This window comes from Streptomyces cyaneofuscatus (assembly GCF_000718135.1).
In the GTDB taxonomy this organism is placed as follows: Bacteria; Actinomycetota; Actinomycetes; order Streptomycetales; family Streptomycetaceae; genus Streptomyces; species Streptomyces cyaneofuscatus.
In genome coordinates this window covers 385874-402151 of record NZ_JOEM01000005.1, presented here as the reverse complement: position 1 = coordinate 402151, position 16278 = coordinate 385874, and the positions used below count along the sequence as shown (strand labels likewise).

The window sequence follows — 16278 nt, the reverse complement described above, 5'->3', positions numbered from 1 at the left end:
GCATGGGCGGCAGGTTCAGCTGTACAGCGTACGCGTGAGGGTTCTGCGCAGATCGCTCAGGGTCGGGTGACGTTTGCGCGGGTCGCGTACACCTGGCGGGCGGTACGGGCGTTAGGCAGGCCGCAACGACCGGAACGAGCGAGGAGCACCAGCGCATGACGGCACAGGTGGATCGAACAGCAGGGGCGGCGGGGGCGGCTGAGGCAGCCGGGGCGGGCCGGGCGTCGCGGGCGCCGGGGACCGTACGGAGAAGGGTGCTGGTGGGCGCGGCCGCCTTGCTGATGCTCACCGGCGGTGCCACCATCGCCCACGGCGCGGCGGACGGCACGGACGGCGCACCCGCTCCGGACGGCGGAGGACACGCGGCCCACAGCACCGGCACCGGGGCCGGGACGGGGACGGGGACGGGCTCCGGGGAGGCGGGGCCGGTCGGTGGTGCGTCGCGGAGCGGCGGGTTCTGGATGCGGGCCGACGGGGTGTTCTCCCCGCCCGGCTCCTTCGTCCCGTCCGACGCGCTGACGTACGACACCGCCCTCGTACCGGCCGCCGCGCGGATCGAGATCACCCAGTACGCCGACCGGACCAGCCACCGCGTCGGCACCCGGCTGCGCGGCCTGGTCCCGAACCGTGCGTACGGGATGCACGTGCACACCTCGCCCTGTGCGGCCGACCCGGCGTCGGCGGGGCCGCACTACCAGCACCGCGCCTCGGCCACCGCGGACCCGGTCAACGAGGTGTGGCTGGACTTCCGCACCGACCGGAACGGCAACGGCGAGGCGGAGGCCCGGCACGAGTGGGGGTTCCGGGACGGCGGTGCCCGGTCGGTGATCGTCCACGACGCGCAGGGTGGCGCGGGGAAGCGGGTGGCCTGCTTCACGGTGCCGTTCTCGTCCTAGGCACGTACGGCGGTCCCTCGCACACCCCCACCGGGTCGGCGCCGGTGGGGGTGTGCCGGGCTGTGTCCCGGAGTGTGCGGGAGGTCAGGCCGAGACGCCGGCCGTGGCGGGCTCGCGGCGGGACTCCTCGGCGGGGACGCGCTCGGCGCGCGACCCGAAGAGCCGGTCCAGGGCGAAGGCGCCCGGGCCGGTGAAGACCAGCAGAAGGAACGCCCAGCAGAAGACGGCCGCCGTCTCGCCGCCGTTGCCCACCGGGGTGAGCGCCTCGGGCTGGTGGACGACGAAGTACGCGTAGGCCATCGAGCCGGAGGCGAGGAGGGCGGCGATACGGGTGCCGAGGCCGAGGGCGACCAGAGCGCCGCAGACCAGCTGGATCAGGGCGGCGTACCAGCCCGGCCAGGCTCCGGCCTCCGCCTCGCGGCCGCCGAACACGCCGAAGAGGCTGGAGGCGCCGTGGATGGCGAAGATCAGGCCGATGGCGAAACGGAAAAGGCCGAGCGCGTAGGGCTGGGCACCGTTCAGGCGAGAGGACATGGGGGGGTGGGCTCCTTCGGTCTGGGTGGGGACGTGAACCGACTGAGCGCCTCAGGTTAGGGAAACCTCACTATTACTTGCAAGTTCAACATTCTGGCGTATGGCTGAAAATTGACTAGGGCTCCTCGGTGAGTGAACGCTCAAGAACACTCACGAGCTGGTTGTCGCCGCCTACGGACTTGGCCTGGACCAATGTCAGCGCAGAGTTCCGGCCACGCAGGGTCAGCGTCATGAGCTGGTTGCCGAACCACGGGCCGCCCGCCCTGCTCCAGGTGACCGGCGACGGTTCCGTACGTCCGTGGCGGGTGAGCATCCGGCCGATGCGCCGGCCCACTCCGCTCCAGCCGAAGCGGAAGCCCAGCCGGATCGACCGGGGGACCGAGTTGTGCACGGGGGAACACGTCAGCTGGAGGACGCGGGCGCGCGGGGCGCCGCCGGGGGTGTCGGCGGGCCAGTGAGGTTCGGCGATGTAGGCGTGGTGCACGTCCCCGGACAGCACACATACGGTCGCCGGGGCGTCCGGGCCGCTCCCCACGCGGCGGAGCAACTCCGTGAACCGGCCGAAGGATTCGGGGAACGCGGCCCAGTGTTCCAGATCGGCCGCCCGGCGCACCTTCTCCCCGAAGCGCGCCCAGCGGCCACCGCGGGCCCCCGCGCTCAGGGCCGCGTTCCAGGTCTCGGCATCGTGGACGAGCGGGGGCAGCAGCCACGGCAGCGAGCTGCCGATCAGGAGATGGTCGTACGCGGCGGGGTCCTCCAGCATGCGATCCCGCACCCAGCGGGCCTCGTTCTCGTCCAGCATCGCCCGGCGCCCCTCGTCCAGGACGCGGGCCGCCCGGGTGTCCACCATCAGCAGTTGTACTCGGCCGAAAATGCGCTGGTAGCTCCAGCGGGTCCGGGCCGGGTCCGCGTCGGTCTCGGCGGCGAAGCGGCGCAGGGTCTCGGTGCCGTCGGGGCGGGCCCGCACCGCGGCGTACACCGGGTCGGCCGCCAGCTCGGCGGGGGAGAGGTTGCCCAGGTGCTGATAGACCCAGTACGACATCAGTCCGCTGACGATCCGCTCGTGCCACCAGGGCGTGGCGCGAATCTGCTCCTGCCAGGCGGCGCTGGTGTTCCAGTCATCGATGACGTCGTGATCGTCGAAGATCATGCAGCTCGGCACGGTGGACAGCAGCCAGCGCACCTCGGGGTCGCGCCACGATTCGTCGTACAGGCAGGTGTACTCCTCGTAGTCCGCGACCTCCGCGCCCGGCGGCTCACGCAGATCACGCCGCATCGCGAGCCGCCGCCGCGTCGCCGCCGACGTCTCGTCCGCGTACACCTGGTCGCCGAGCAGCAGCAGGACGTCGGGCCGCTCGGCGGCCGGGTCGGCGGCGAGACGGGCGGCCAGGGTGACCAGCGCGTCCGGGCCCACGGGATCGTGCCCGTCGCCGGGGGCGGCGGCCCAGCGGCACGAGCCGAACGAGACCCGGACCCCGTGCCCCTCCGCCGCGGCCGCCCCCACCGGAGGCGTGGTGATGGTGCTCGGCGGAAGGCGGGAGTCCTCGGGCGGCCACACGCGCCGGTCCCCGACCAGCACCTCGTACGCGGTCGTGGTGCCGGGCGTCAGCCCCTCCACGACCACCAGGGCGTAGTGGTGCCCGCCCACCGCGAAGGTCGGGGACACCCCCGAGGCCCCGTCCGCGCACCGGACCTCCACGGTGCACGGACGGCTCACCTCGACCCAGACGGTCGCGGCGGAACCGGACCCCCAGTCCACGTACCGCAGCAGTGGCCCCAGACGCAGTCCGGTCATGTCGTGCCCTCCTCGCGCCTATGTCACGGATGGGCTCCGTAACGTACAGAACGACGGGGGAGGGTGCACAGGTTCCGACGGCCGGCGGCGGGGTCGGGGCCGGGGGCGGTGTGCGGCCGAGGTGGCGGGTCCGGTGGTCAGCAGCCGTTCAGGGCTGTCTGGAGAGCGCTCTTCTCGGCCGAGTCCACGCTCAGGCCGTAGTAGTGCTTCACGTGGACCCAGGCGCGGACGTAGGTGCACTTGTACGCCGCGCGCGGCGGCATCCACTTGGCCGGGTCCTTGTCGCCCTTGGCCTGGTTGACGTTGTCGGTGACCGCGATGAGCTGGGGGCGGGTCAGGTCGTTGGCGAAGGACTGGCGCTGGGCGTTGGTCCAGCTGCTCGCGCCGGAGCGCCAGGCCTCGGCGAGGGGGACCATGTGGTCGATGTCGACGTCGGAGGCGGCGCTCCAGGTGGCGCCGTCGTACTGCGAGTACCAACTGCCGCTGACCGCGGCGCAGGCGGCGTCCTGCTGGACGTTCGTGCCGTCGCGCTTGAGGACCACCTCGCGGGTGTTGCAGGCGCCCGACTGCGTGATCCAGTGCGGGAACTTGTCGCGGCTGTAGCCGCTGGACGAGCCCTCGGCGCCGACCGTGAGCTGGCCGAGGTAGGTGCGTGCGGTCGCCGCGCTGACCGGGGTGGGGAGGGCGGCCTGGGCGGTCGGGGCGGTGAGCAGGACGGAGGTGGCGGCGAGGGTGGCGGTCGCGGCGGCGACGGCCGAGCGACGCGCGTAGATACCGAACATGCGAACTCCCTTGAGGTGGGGGGTGCTTGGGCGGGCGGCATGTGGAGCCCGGCCAGCGTGGCGGCGCCAGGTTTCCTGGGGGTGGGCACCAGGTAACAGAGTGACGACATGTGCACGTCACATCAAGGGGTGTGACAGGTCGCGTGGGGGTGAACCGACCGCCGGGCGTGGGAAGGGAGTTGTGCGGCCGGAGCGTCCGCCGGGGGCGCGGGGATGGGGGTTGAGCGGCCGGAGCGTCCGCCGGGGGCGCGGGGAAGGGGGTTGAGCGGCCGGAGCGTCCGCCGGGGGCGTGCCCGGGTGGCCGGCGGATCTATCGTTGCCTGGTGCTGCTTCCGGTCACGCCGGCCCTCGGGGTCGTCCTCGTCGCCCTGTTGGCCCTCGCCGCCGCCGTCGCCGCCTGGGCCCGGCTGGGCCGCTCGCGCGAGATCCTGGTGGCCGGGGTGCGGGCCGCAGGCCAACTCGCCGTGGTTTCCCTGCTCATCGGCTGGGTGGCCCAGCGGCTCGGGCCGCTGCTCGGATTCCTGGTGCTGATGTTCGCCGTGGCCGCCTGGACGGCGGGGCGCCGCGTCACCCGCAACCGCACCTGGTGGTGGGCGGCCGTGCCGATCGGGGCGGGGGCGCTCCCGGTCGTCGGGCTGCTGCTGGTCACGGGGCTCGTGCCGGTCCGGGGGCTGGCGCTCATCCCCGTGGCGGGCATCCTCATCGGAGGGGCGCTCACCGCGACCGTACTCGGCGGGCGGCGCGCGCTGGACGAACTCACCACCCGTCACGGGGAGGTGGAGGCGGGCATGGCCCTCGGGATGCTCGACCGGGACGCCCGGCTGGAGATCGTACGGCCCGCCGCGTCGGACGCGCTGCTGCCGGGGCTCGACCAGACGCGGACGGTGGGGCTCGTCTCGTTGCCGGGAGCCTTCGTGGGCATGCTGCTGGGCGGCGCCTCACCGGTGGAGGCGGGCGCCGTGCAGCTCTTCGTCCTGGTGGCGTTGATCGCGGTACAGGTGGTGGCCGTCGCGGTGGTGCTGGAGCTGGTCGCGCGGGGGTGGCTGCACCGGGGGTGAGCCTGTCGGCCGGTGTTCCGGGGCGGAGGTTCAGGCCTCGTCGATGTGCAGGCGGATCGTGCCGTCCTCGGCCGCCTCCACCCGGATCTGCGTCAGGTCCTCCACGTGCGCGTCCGGCGACAGGGCCGCGGCGCGCGGGCCGACGCCCACCACGCGCATCCCGGCCGCCCGGCCCGCCGCGATGCCCGCCTCGGAGTCCTCGAAGACGATGCAGTCCGCCGCCCCGAAGCCCAGCTCCGCCGCGCCCTTGAGGAAGCCCTCGGGGTCCGGCTTGCTGGCGCCGACCTGCTCGGCGGTGACGCGGACGGCGGGCATCGGCAGCGCGGCCGCACCCATCCGGGCCGTCGCGAGGGCGCTGTCGGCCGAGGTCACCAGGGCGTGCGGGAGGTCGGCGATCGCGGCCATGAAGGCGGGGGCTCCGCCGATCGGGACCACGCCGTCGACATCGGCGGTCTCCTCGGCGAGCATCACCCGGTTGTCCGCGTAGTTCTCCTCGACGGGGCGGTCCGGGAGCAGGACGGCCATCGTGGCGTATCCCTGACGCCCGTGGACCACCTTGAGGGCGGCCTCGGGGTCCAGTCCGTGCTTGAGCGCCCACCGGCGCCAGCAGCGCTCCACGACCGCGTCGGAGTTCACGAGGGTGCCGTCCATGTCGAGCAGGAGGGCGCTGGCGGTGAGGACGGTGGCCGACATCGGCTGGCTCCAGAGCGCGGGGGATGGTGGTGCGGTGACGCGGGTGTGGGTGACGCGGTACAAGAGCAGCCCCGCCCGCCGGTCAGGGAGTGCGGGCGGGAGCTACTTTGTTCCACGAAGATACAAAAACCTGGGCCGGAAAGCCAATCCCGTCGGCCGGGCCCTGCCCGAGGGCCCGGTGCGGCCGGTCAGTCGCGGCCCTGTCCCGTCGTCTCCGCCTCCAGCGCACGCCGGGTCTCCGGCCCGTACACGCCGGCCGGGTCGCCCTGGATCGCCTTGTACGACTGGTAGACCCGCACGGCGTTCTCCACCCGGTCGTTGAAGTTCCCGTCCGCGTCGCCGTGGTAGAGCCACACCTCCGCGAGCCGGTTCTGCAACACGGCCACCTGCGGACCCTGGTCGCCGCGCCGCAGCGAGGAAGGGGCCAGCTCCGCGGGCGGCGCGGCGGAGGGCGGGGGCGCGTCACCGGTCGCCGACGCGGACGGGGCGTCCGGGGTCGGTGTCGCCGGGGCGGAGGCGGTCGGGCTCGGCGCGGTGCTCTGCGAGGGGGAGGCGGAGGGGGACGGGGAGGCGGTGGACGCCGAGGGGGTGGGCGAGGCCGATGCCTTACGGGACGGAGCGGCCGAGGGGGAGGGGGACGGGGCCACGGAGGCCGCCGCCGGTTCGTCCGCGGTGTCCGGGGCGCTCGTGGTCGCCTCCGGCAGCGCCTCCTCCTGGCTCCCGTCCCGGTCGAAGAGCCCCCCGGCGAAGGCCGCCGTGCCGACCACCGCCGCCACGGCCGCGCCTACGGCCAGGGCCGCGAAGGGGCGTCTGCGACGCGGCTGGACGGGGTCGGGGGCGGCGGGGGGTGTACCCGTGCCCAGGTGTGCGCCCGCGCCAAGGCCCGTACCCGTACCCGTGCCCTGGGAGGCGGTGCGGCGTCTGCTCTCGTCCGCCGCCGGGGGGTGGGCCGCGCCGGGCCCGGGGCCCGTACCCATGCCCGTACGGGAGTCCGCGTCCGACTCCGTACCCACGCCCAGGTGCAGCGGCATGGTGGTGGCCGCATCACCCCCGAGGCCCTGCCCGGACCCGCCGTCCCCCGCAACCACACCGGCCTCCGCAGACCCGCCGGCACCGTCCCCTGCGGCATCACCGTCCCCCGCGCCGCCACCCTCACCCGCCGACGCGTCCCCCAACGTCACGTACGGCCTGATCCGCAGCGGGTCGAAGTCCTCCGCCGCCGCCATCTCCGCCGAGCGGGCGGCGCGCAGCTCGTCCCCCGTGAGCGGCGTCGCGCCCGTGTCCGTACCGCACCGGCAGGGCACCCGGTGCTCCGTGCCGGGCTCGCCGGCCGTCCGTCTGCCGCACTCCGGGCATGCGTGTCCGGTCATCGTGGGTCCCCTCCCCTTGAACTGCCTGCGATTATGCAGCCCGCTCCGGCGAAGCCCAATGCCCCGCCGGTGCCCGACAGGCCATAACGGGGCGGAACGGCCAGGATGGGGGTGTAGTGGATCAGCGGAGTGCAGTGAATCAGCGGATCGCAGCGGATCGAGGAGACGCCCATGGCCCAGCAGCTGAGCCCGCCCATGGTCCCCGGCGAGGGGCAGTCCCGCCGGACCGTCCTGGTGGCGATCGGCGCGCTGCTCCTCGGCATGCTGCTGGCGGCACTCGATCAGACCATCGTCTCCACCGCGCTGCCGACCATCGTCAGCGAGCTCGGCGGTCTCGACCACCTCTCCTGGGTGGTCACCGCCTATCTGCTGGCGGCGACGGCGGCGACCCCGCTCTGGGGCAAGCTCGGCGACCAGTACGGCCGCAAGAAGCTCTTCCAGACCGCGATCGTCATCTTCCTGATCGGCTCCGCGCTCTGCGGCATGGCCCAGAACATGCCCCAGCTCATCGGCTTCCGCGCTCTCCAGGGGCTCGGCGGCGGCGGGCTCATGGTGCTCTCGATGGCGATCGTCGGAGACATCGTCACCCCACGCGAACGCGGCAGGTACCAAGGCCTGTTCGGTGCCGTCTTCGGAGCGACGAGCGTGCTCGGGCCGCTGCTCGGCGGCTTCTTCACCCAGCACCTCAGCTGGCGCTGGGTGTTCTACATCAACCTGCCGATCGGCGTCGTCGCGCTGCTCGTCATCGCGGCCGTGCTGCACATCCCGGTCCACCGCGAGAAGCACACCATCGACTACCTCGGCACCTTCCTCATCGCCTCCGTCGCCACCTGCCTCATCCTGGTGGCGTCCCTCGGCGGCACGACCTGGGCCTGGGGATCGGTGCAGATCATCGCGCTGGCGGTGCTCGCCGTCGTGCTGCTGATCGCGTTCGTCGCCGTGGAGCGCAGGGCGGCGGAACCGGTGCTGCCGCTGAAACTCTTCCGGGTCAGGACCTTCAGCCTCGTCGCCGTGATCAGCTTCGTCATCGGCTTCGCGATGTTCGGCGCGATGACCTACCTGCCCACGTTCCTCCAGGTGGTCCACGGCATCACCCCGACCATGTCCGGTGTGCACATGCTGCCCATGGTCCTCGGCCTGCTGCTCACCTCGACCGCCTCCGGCCAGATCGTCAGCCGCACCGGCCGCTGGAAGGTCTTCCCCCTCGCGGGCACCGCCCTCACCGCCGCCGGACTGCTGCTCCTCCACCGGCTCACCCCGGCCAGCTCCACCTGGGAGATGAGCCTCTCCTTCTTCGTCTTCGGCGCCGGGCTCGGCCTCGTCATGCAGGTCCTCGTCCTCGTCGTGCAGAACGCCGTCTCCTACCGGGACCTCGGCGTCGCCACCTCCGGCGCGACGTTCTTCCGCTCCATCGGCGCCTCGTTCGGCGTGGCCATCTTCGGCACCGTCTTCACCAACCGGCTCACCGGTCAGCTCGACAGCGCCCTCGCGGGCCGGTCCCTGCCCCCGGGCGTCGACGCCGAACGGCTGGCGGCCGACCCCCGCTCCATCCAGATGCTCCCGGCCGGCCTGCGCCCCTCGATCCTGGACGCGTACTCCACCTCCATCACGGACGTCTTCCTGTACGCGGCCCCTGTCGTCCTGATCGCCTTCGTACTGGCCTGGTTCCTGCGGGAGGACAAGCTCCGGGGCTCGGTGACCGCCCCCGACACCAGCCAGACGCTCGCGTCCAACCCGGTGGAGCGTTCCTCGTACGACGAGTGCGCCCGCGCACTCTCGGTGCTGGCCACCCGGGAGGGGCGCCGGGAGATCTACGAGAAGATCACCGCGCGCGCCGGGTACGACCTGCTGCCGGCGGCGAGCTGGCTGCTGCTGCGGATCAAGCGGCACGGCACCGTCGAGCCCGCCCGGCTCGCCGAGGTGACCCCCGTACCGCTACGGGTGATCACCGAGGCGGCCCGGCAGGTGGAGGGGCGCGGACTGGCCCGCCGCGAGGGGCTCCAGATGATCCTCACCGAATCGGGGGCCGAGGCGGTCGTCCGGCTCTCCCAGGCCCGGGAGGACTCCCTCGCCGAACTGCTGGGGGACTGGTGGGGGCCCGAGCGCCCCACCGACCTGGTCAAACTCGTCGCCGAGCTGACCGCCGAGGTCAGCGGGTCCAGCAAGGAACGCCCGCACACGCCCGCGCCGCCCCGCGACCACGCGGCGGACCGGCACCACGACATCGACCACCCGGACCACCGGCGCTTCGGGGAGCACGGGGACGCCAGGGACCACCCTGACCGCCGGCCCTGACCGGCCCGCCCCCGAAGCCCCTCGCGGACCCTCACAGCTCCTTCGCGAACCACACCTCCGCGTACGGGTTGCGCCGGTGGAAGGCCGGCACCTCCCCGTAGCCGTGCTTCGCGTACAGCCCGCGCGCCTCGACCAGGTCGAGACGGGTGTCCAGCCGGAGCAGCCGCACCCCGAGCGCCCGCGCCTCCTCCTCGATCGCGGCCAGCAGCAGCCCGCCGCCGCCCGTGGACCGGAACGCCGGGCGTACGTACACCCGCGTCAGCTCCGCCGAGCCCGGCGCGGCCTCCTCCGTCAGCACCAGCCCGGCGCAGCTCGCGGCCTTGCCCTCGTGGCGGCCGACGACGAACTGACCGGTCGGCGGAGCCAGCAGGTCCGCGCCGTCGTCGGCCAGCCCCTCGGCTATCTCCGCGGCGGTGGCGGGCCGTTGCCAGTAGCGGCTCGCGACCTCGTCGTAGTAGTCGCGGCGCAGCGCGGTGGCGTCGGGGGAGTCGAATCGTTCGGCGGTCACGGTCCAGGTCATGTGCGGCATTCTTGCTCCCTCACGGCCGAAGGACGACGTGATTTACGTGCAGGGGGCACCAGTGAACCGACCCACCACCGACACCGATGCCGACACCGATGTGGACGCCACCACGCGGGCCCGAGCCGTCCAGCACCTCGCCGACCGCTGGATACGGGACGCGCTCGCCACCGGGAAGCCGGCCCATGGCGGCAGCTTCGTCTGCTCGCCCGCCGGACTGTGGCTGGCGCTCGCCGCCGTGGCCGCCGGCGCGCGCGGCGGGACCGCCCGGGAGCTGCGGGCGCTGCTCGGTACGGCGGACCGGGAGGCGGGGCCCGTCGTGACGGCGGCGGCCCGCGAGCTGGCGCTGACCGGCGCGCTGGGGGTGGCGACCCGGGTGTGGAGCCGGGTGCCGGTGAGCGACGCGTACCGCGAGGCGCTGCCGGACGTCCGGTTCGACGACGGGCTGGACCCGGGGGCCGTCGACGCCTGGGTACGGGAGGCCACCGGCGGGCTGATCGAAGCGCTGCCGCTGGAGATCACCGCCGAGACCCTGCTCGCCCTCGTCAACGTCCTGGTGCTGAAGGCCCGCTGGGAGAAGCCGTTCGAGGGCTGGCTGACCCGCGACCGGCCGTTCACCGACGCCTCCGGCACGACCCGCCCGGTGCCGACCATGACGAAGGGCGTGCCGCTCGCCGATGTCTGGGCGGTGGACGGCACGTACGTCGTCGAACTGCGCTGCACCGGAGGGGAGGGCGGCGGAGACGGCGCCCGGGTCAGGTTCGTCCTCGGGGAGCCGGGCGCGAGCGCCGGGCAGGTGCTGCCCGCCGGATGGGCGGACCGGGCGGCAGGCACCCCGCCCGAGACGGACCTGGTGACCATCGCCCTGCCGCGCCTCACCCTGCGTACGCGCATCACCGTCACCGGACAGCTGCCCGCGCTCGGGGTCCGGCTCGCCACCTCCGACGCGGCGGACTTCTCCGGCCTCTCGCCCCTGCCGCTCACCATCTCCGACGTGGTTCAGGAGGCTGTGCTGAAGGTCGCCGAGGAGGGCGTGGAGGCGGCGGCGGTGACGGTGGTCGCGATGCGGGCCGGGAGCGCGGCCCCGCCGCCGCAGCGGGTCCTGCACCTGGCCTTCGACCGCCCGTTCGGCATCGTCGTGCTGCCCGCCGACACCGACGTACCGCTCTTCGCCGCCTGGCAGGCGGACACCCCCAGCGGTCCGGCGCACACCTGATCGTTTTTTAGGACAGGCATTCTTCCGGACGAAAGCATGATGACAGTCAGGCAAAGAGGGGGTTGATTGTGTCTACCTCGTAGGGCAATGCGAGGCTTCATCCTGCGCTGCCCCGAGTCGAAGGGGCGGGGCATGGAACGGTGGGAGGGTCGGCGCAGCGTGACAAATGCGGATCACAGTGTGCGCGGTGGTGCGGTGGCGGACGCGATGACGAACACGGAGACGAGGACCGGGCTGACCCGGGTCCTGCTCTGGCTGATCGTGGCCGTGCTGGCGGTACGGCAGATGGCGGTGGTGCTGCGGCAGCCGCCCGGCGAACGGCTCACCGATCTGGAGACCTGGATCGGGGAGAACGGCGTCCTGCACGTGACGGGCTCGCTGTACGACAGCGGCCGGTTCACCGGAACGCCCTTCGCCGGTCTGGTGCTGAAGCCGCTCACCGCGTCGGCCGAGGCGGCCCTCGGCATCGCGTGGACCTTCGGCACCCTGCTCCTGGTGGCCGCCCTCGGTGTCGTCGCCGCCCGGGCCCTGCCCGCACCGGTCGGCCGGCGTACGGCGCTGCTCGCCGTGCCCGTCGCGATCACCCTGCTCATGCTGTCGCTGCCGGTCCGCAACACCCTCCACCTCGGCCAGACCAGCATCCTGCCGGTCCTCCTGGTGCTGCTGGCCTGCTTCGTCGCCCGGGACCACCGGCTGCAGGGCGTCCTCGTCGGCCTCGCCGCCACCCTCCAGCCGACGCTCCTCCTCTTCGCGGCTCTCCTCTGGCTGACCGGGAAGCGACGGGCCTCGGTGGTCTCGGTGGCCGCCTTCGCCTTCTGCACGGCCGCCGCCTGGGCCGCGGTGCCGAAGGACTCGTGGACGTACTGGGTGCACCATGTCGCGGGCGCCGGGCTCGGTGAGCGGCCGGACAGCCTGGCCAACCAGTCCCTCCACGGCGCGCTGCTCCGGCTCGGCCTCGAGGGGCCGACGGAGATCGCCCTGTTCCTCGTCCTCGCCGCCGCGGTCATCGTCGTCGGCGTTCGCCGCGCGGTCCGCTACGCCCAGGACGGGCAGTTGCTCCTCGCCGTCGCCGTGACCGGCTGCGTCGTCGTGGCCGTCTCGCCGACCGCCTGGCAGCACCAGCTCCTCTGGGTGCTCCTCGCCGTCGTCGGCAAGGTCGGCAAGCGGGCCTCGGACCGGCTGGTCTGGCCGGCCGTCGTGGTGCTCGTCCTCACGCTCCCCGGCAAGATGCTGCTGCCGAACGTCGGCCTGGTCATCCCCGTACGGGACAACGTGCTGCTCATCGCGGCGCTCGGCGCGGCCTGCCTCGCCCCGTTCCTCCTGCGGACCTCGCCGCACTGGCAGCAGCCGATCCCCACCGACTACGCGAAACCGGTCGCCGCGCGCTGGAGACGCGTGCCGCTCCTGCCGTTCTGGCGCCGGGCGCTCCACCGCCCCAACCTCCTGCTGGAACTCCTGCTCATCCGCGTCGTCTACTCCGCGTACGCGCAGGTCCGCCTCGCCGCCACCGCGGGCCGCCCGCTCGCCGAGGAGCACGGCCGGCAGATCCACGCCATCGAGCAGTGGCTGCACGTCGACATCGAACTCTGGGTCAACCACACGGTCGTGCAGATCACCTGGCTGCGGGAGTTCTTCGACTACTACTACCTGACCTTCCACTTCATCGTCCCGCTGACGATCCTTGCGGTGCTGTACGCGCGCCGCCCCGCCGACTACCGCTGGGTCCGCTCCTCCATCGGCTTCGCCACCCTGCTGGCGCTCGTAGGCTTCTGGCTCTACCCGCTGGCCCCGCCCCGGCTCATGCCCGGCCTCGGCTTCATCGACACCGTCCACGGGGTGCAGGACTTCGCGAAGCCCGACTACGGGACGCTGACCACGGTCACCAACCAGTACGCGGCGATGCCGTCACTGCACTTCGGCTGGTCGCTGTGGTGCGGGGTGGTCATCGTGATGCTGGCCCCGAAGCTGTGGATGAAGGCGCTCGGCCTGCTCCACCCGCTCTTCACCATCGCCGCGATCGTGGCGACCGCCAACCACTGGGTGCTGGACGCGGCCGGCGGGGCGCTGGTCGTCTCGCTGGGCTTCGGGCTGACGTATCTGCTGTCGGGGCCGCGGAAGGTGGTGGCCGGGGATAAGCCGGGGGCGGCGGAACCCGTGAAGCAGGCGGTGGAACCCGAACCCGAACCCGTACGCGCCGAGGCGGTCGGCAAGTAACGAACAGCCCGAAGGGGTGCCGGGACGACGTCGAACACCGTCCCGGCACCCCTTCGGCATGGATCGCCGCGTCCCTATATGGTCCGCCCGCCGCGCCGGCCCCGCCACTCGTGGGGCGCCCCTATGCTCGCGGGGCGCCCCTATGAGGGCGACGCACTCACCTGAAGCTGCTTGATCCCGTTCAGCCAGGCCGACCGCAGCCGCCGCGGGTCCTCCAGCAGCCGCAGATCCGGCAGCACGTCCGCGATGGCGTTGAAGATCAGGTCGATCTCCATCACGGCCAGCGACTTGCCCAGGCAGAAGTGCGGGCCGCCGCCCCCGAAGCCGAGGTGCGGGTTGGGGTCGCGGGTGATGTCGAAGGCCTCCGGGGCGTCGAAGACCTCGGGGTCGTTGTTGGCCGAGGAGTAGAACAGCCCGACCCGCTCGCCCTTCCGGATCCGCTGACCGCCCAGCTCCACGTCCTGGGTGGCGGTCCGCTGGAAGGAGACCACGGGGGTCGCCCAGCGCACGATCTCCTCGGCCGTCGTCTTCGGCCGCTCCCTCTTGTAGAGCTCCCACTGCTCGGGGTGGGTGAGGAAGGCGTGCATGCCGTGGCTGATCGCGTTACGGGTGGTCTCGTTGCCGGCCACCGCCAGCAGGATCACGAAGAACCCGAACTCGTCGGAGGACAGGTTCCCTTCGCCCTCCGCCGCGACCAGCTGGCTCACGATGTCCTGGGCCGGGCACTCCTTGCGGGCCGCCGCCAGATTCATCGAGTACGCCACGATCTCCATCGCCGCCTCGGCGCCGACCTCCTCGGTGATCGCGTACTCGGGATCGTCGTACGCGGCCATCTTGTTGGACCAGTCGAAGATCTTGGACCGGTCCTCCTGCGGTACGCCGATGAGTTCGGCGATCGCCTGGAGCGGCAGCTCCACCGCGATGTTCGTGACGAAGTCGAAGGAGCCGTCGGCCCCGGCGGTGGCGTGGGCGGTCTCCACGATGGACCGGGCGCGTCCTCGCAGCGCCTGCTCCAGCGAGCGCACCGCGCGCGGGGTGAAGCCGCGCTGGACGATCTGGCGGACCCGGGTGTGTTCCGGCGGGTCCATGTTGAGCATGATGAGCTTCTGGACCTCGATCTGGTCGCGGCTGATCGTCTCGTTGAAGCGGATGACCGCGGTGTTGGCGTTCGAGGAGAACAACTCAGGGTGCGTGGAAACGTACTTGACGTCCGCGTGGCGGGTGACGACCCAGTACCCCTCGTCGCCGAAGCCGGAGATGTTGGCGGGCTGCGTGCACCACCACACCGGCGCCGTCTGCCGCATCAGCGCGAACTCCGGGTGCGGGACGCGGGCTTGGAGGAGGTCGGGGTCGGTGAAGTCGAACCCGTCGGGCAGATGGGGGCAGCGCATGGGCACCTCTCCACTCCGGATCTGGCGGCGAACCGTCCGACAGCCGCCCTTGCCTGGCGTTCCTGACGCTCCATCAGAATCTGCCCGCAAGGTAGTAACGAGTTCTACAAGTCGCAAGAGTCCTGGCCGGATCCGTTCCCCGTCGGGGTCCCGCACAGTCGATGTGCCTGAAGCGGGGGCGCGTGCGGGGGGTGTACGCGGTCGGTGCACGCCCCTTGCGCAGTCGGTCCCGCGTCACGAGACTGCTTGCATAACTAGAACGCGTACTAGTTCCTTCCGTGGGCGCCGGGACGCCCCCGACGGAAGGGCGAGGAGAGGACGAGCTCATGGCCGCGGAACCCGTCATCGTCGAAGCCGTACGCACCCCGATCGGCAAGCGTGGAGGCGCGCTCGCCAATCTGCACCCCGCCTACCTGCTGGGCGAGACCTACCGTGAACTGCTCGGCCGCACCGGCATCCAGGCCGACTGCGTCGAGCAGATCGTCGGCGGCACCGTCACCCACGCCGGGGAGCAGTCCATGAACCCGGCCCGCAACGCCTGGCTGGCCGTCGGCCTGCCGTACGAGACCGCCGCGACCACCGTGGACTGTCAGTGCGGCTCCTCGCAGCAGGCCTCGCACATGGTCGCCAACATGGTGGCCGCCGGAGCCATCGACGTCGGGATCAGCTGCGGCGTCGAGGCGATGTCGCGGGTGCCGCTGGGCAGCGGGTCCAAGCACGGTCCTGGCAAGCCCTGGCCCGACGAGTGGAACGTCGACCTACCCAACCAGTTCGAGGCCGCCGAGCGCATCGCCCGCAAACGCGGCCTCACCCGCGAGAGGGTCGACGCGCTGGGCCTGCTCTCGCAGCAGCGGGCGGCCGCCGCCTGGGCCGAGGAGCGCTTCAAGCGCGAGACGTACGCCGTCCAGGTCCCCACCACCGAGGAGGAGCAGGCGGCCGGCCAGGGCATGTGGCGGCTGGTCGACCGGGACGAGGGGCTGCGCGACACCTCGATGGAGGCGCTCGCCGGGCTGAAGGCGGTCATGCCGAAGGCCATCCACACCGCCGGGAACTCCTCCCAGATATCCGACGGGGCCGCCGCCATCCTCTGGTCCTCGAAGCGGATGGCCCGCGCCCTGAAGCTCAAGCCCCGGGCCCGGATCGTCGCCCAGGCCCTCGTCGGCTCCGACCCGCACTTCCACCTGGACGGTCCGATCGACGCCACCCGGGCGGTGCTCGGCAAGGCGGGCATGTCGCTGAAGGACATCGACATCGTCGAGATCAACGAGGCCTTCGCGTCGGTCGTGCTGAGCTGGGCCCAGGAGTTCGAGGCGGACCTCGACGGCCTGGAGAAGGTCAACGTCAACGGCGGCGCGATCGCGCTCGGCCACCCGGTCGGAGCGACGGGCGCCCGCCTGATCACCACGGCCCTGCACGAACTGGAACGCCGCGACAAGGAGTTCGCGCTCATCACGATGTGCGCGGGCGGCGCGCTGGCCACGGGCACGATCATCCAGCGGCTGTAGCTGCGGAGC

At 72.5% G+C, this 16278-nt stretch carries 13 protein-coding genes; 6 read left to right on the top strand and 7 right to left on the bottom strand.

Translation table 11 applies throughout. The annotated features are described in order from the left end of the window. Nucleotides 1-260: 260 nt before the first annotated feature. Nucleotides 261-896, top strand: a complete 636-nt coding sequence (locus tag IF17_RS0110875; RefSeq protein WP_032771861.1) for a superoxide dismutase family protein — start codon at nucleotides 261-263, stop codon at nucleotides 894-896. An 84-nt stretch (nucleotides 897-980) separates the two neighbouring features. On the opposite strand, the gene IF17_RS0110870 is transcribed toward IF17_RS0110875, so the two are convergent. The 3 genes from IF17_RS0110870 to IF17_RS0110860 form a co-directional block, all read right to left on the bottom strand. Continuing rightward, nucleotides 981-1430, bottom strand: a complete 450-nt coding sequence (locus IF17_RS0110870; protein ID WP_030564600.1) for a DoxX family protein — start codon at nucleotides 1428-1430, stop codon at nucleotides 981-983. Between the two features lie 115 nt (nucleotides 1431-1545). Beyond that, nucleotides 1546-3225 carry an alkaline phosphatase D family protein gene (locus tag IF17_RS0110865; RefSeq protein WP_030564597.1) on the bottom strand — a complete coding sequence of 560 codons (1680 nt, stop codon included), beginning with the start codon at nucleotides 3223-3225 and terminating at the stop codon, nucleotides 1546-1548. Nucleotides 3226-3362: 137 nt separating this feature from the next. Then, complete coding sequence (locus IF17_RS0110860) at nucleotides 3363-4007, bottom strand: HNH endonuclease family protein (protein ID WP_030564595.1); 645 nt, start codon at nucleotides 4005-4007, stop codon at nucleotides 3363-3365. A gap of 323 nt (nucleotides 4008-4330) precedes the next feature. Between IF17_RS0110860 and IF17_RS0110855 the strand changes: the two genes are divergently transcribed. Beyond that, entirely contained in the window at nucleotides 4331-5065 is a 735-nt protein-coding gene (locus tag IF17_RS0110855; protein WP_030564593.1) for an ABC transporter permease, read from the top strand. Nucleotides 5066-5095: 30 nt separating this feature from the next. Here IF17_RS0110855 and IF17_RS0110850 read toward each other — a convergent pair whose 3' ends face one another. After that, nucleotides 5096-5758 (bottom strand): HAD-IA family hydrolase, encoded by a 663-nt coding sequence (locus tag IF17_RS0110850; protein WP_030564591.1) that lies wholly within the window; start codon nucleotides 5756-5758, stop codon nucleotides 5096-5098. Between the two features lie 188 nt (nucleotides 5759-5946). After that, nucleotides 5947-7128 carry a peptidoglycan-binding domain-containing protein gene (locus tag IF17_RS0110845; RefSeq protein ID WP_078615848.1) on the bottom strand — a complete coding sequence of 394 codons (1182 nt, stop codon included), beginning with the start codon at nucleotides 7126-7128 and terminating at the stop codon, nucleotides 5947-5949. 171 nt (nucleotides 7129-7299) lie between these two features. On the opposite strand from IF17_RS0110845, the gene IF17_RS0110840 reads away from it, so the two are divergent. Further along, the gene (locus tag IF17_RS0110840; protein WP_030564587.1) at nucleotides 7300-9423 is read left to right on the top strand and encodes an MDR family MFS transporter; all 2124 of its coding nucleotides are present in this window, start codon (nucleotides 7300-7302) and stop codon (nucleotides 9421-9423) included. A gap of 31 nt (nucleotides 9424-9454) precedes the next feature. Here the strand turns inward: IF17_RS0110840 and IF17_RS0110835 are convergent, their stop codons facing one another. Next, nucleotides 9455-9943: a GNAT family N-acetyltransferase gene (locus tag IF17_RS0110835; RefSeq protein ID WP_030564585.1), complete on the bottom strand. Its 489-nt coding sequence runs from the start codon at nucleotides 9941-9943 to the stop codon at nucleotides 9455-9457. Between the two features lie 61 nt (nucleotides 9944-10004). On the opposite strand from IF17_RS0110835, the gene IF17_RS0110830 reads away from it, so the two are divergent. Then, entirely contained in the window at nucleotides 10005-11159 is a 1155-nt protein-coding gene (locus IF17_RS0110830) for a serpin family protein (RefSeq protein ID WP_030564583.1), read from the top strand. Nucleotides 11160-11291: 132 nt separating this feature from the next. Beyond that, the gene (locus IF17_RS0110825) at nucleotides 11292-13373 is read left to right on the top strand and encodes a bifunctional glycosyltransferase 87/phosphatase PAP2 family protein (RefSeq protein WP_030564581.1); all 2082 of its coding nucleotides are present in this window, start codon (nucleotides 11292-11294) and stop codon (nucleotides 13371-13373) included. Nucleotides 13374-13513: 140 nt separating this feature from the next. On the opposite strand, the gene IF17_RS0110820 is transcribed toward IF17_RS0110825, so the two are convergent. Then, entirely contained in the window at nucleotides 13514-14764 is a 1251-nt protein-coding gene (locus IF17_RS0110820; RefSeq protein ID WP_030564579.1) for a cytochrome P450, read from the bottom strand. Nucleotides 14765-15090: 326 nt separating this feature from the next. Between IF17_RS0110820 and IF17_RS0110815 the strand changes: the two genes are divergently transcribed. Further along, nucleotides 15091-16269, top strand: a complete 1179-nt coding sequence (locus tag IF17_RS0110815) for a steroid 3-ketoacyl-CoA thiolase (protein WP_030564577.1) — start codon at nucleotides 15091-15093, stop codon at nucleotides 16267-16269. Nucleotides 16270-16278: the final 9 nt, after the last annotated feature.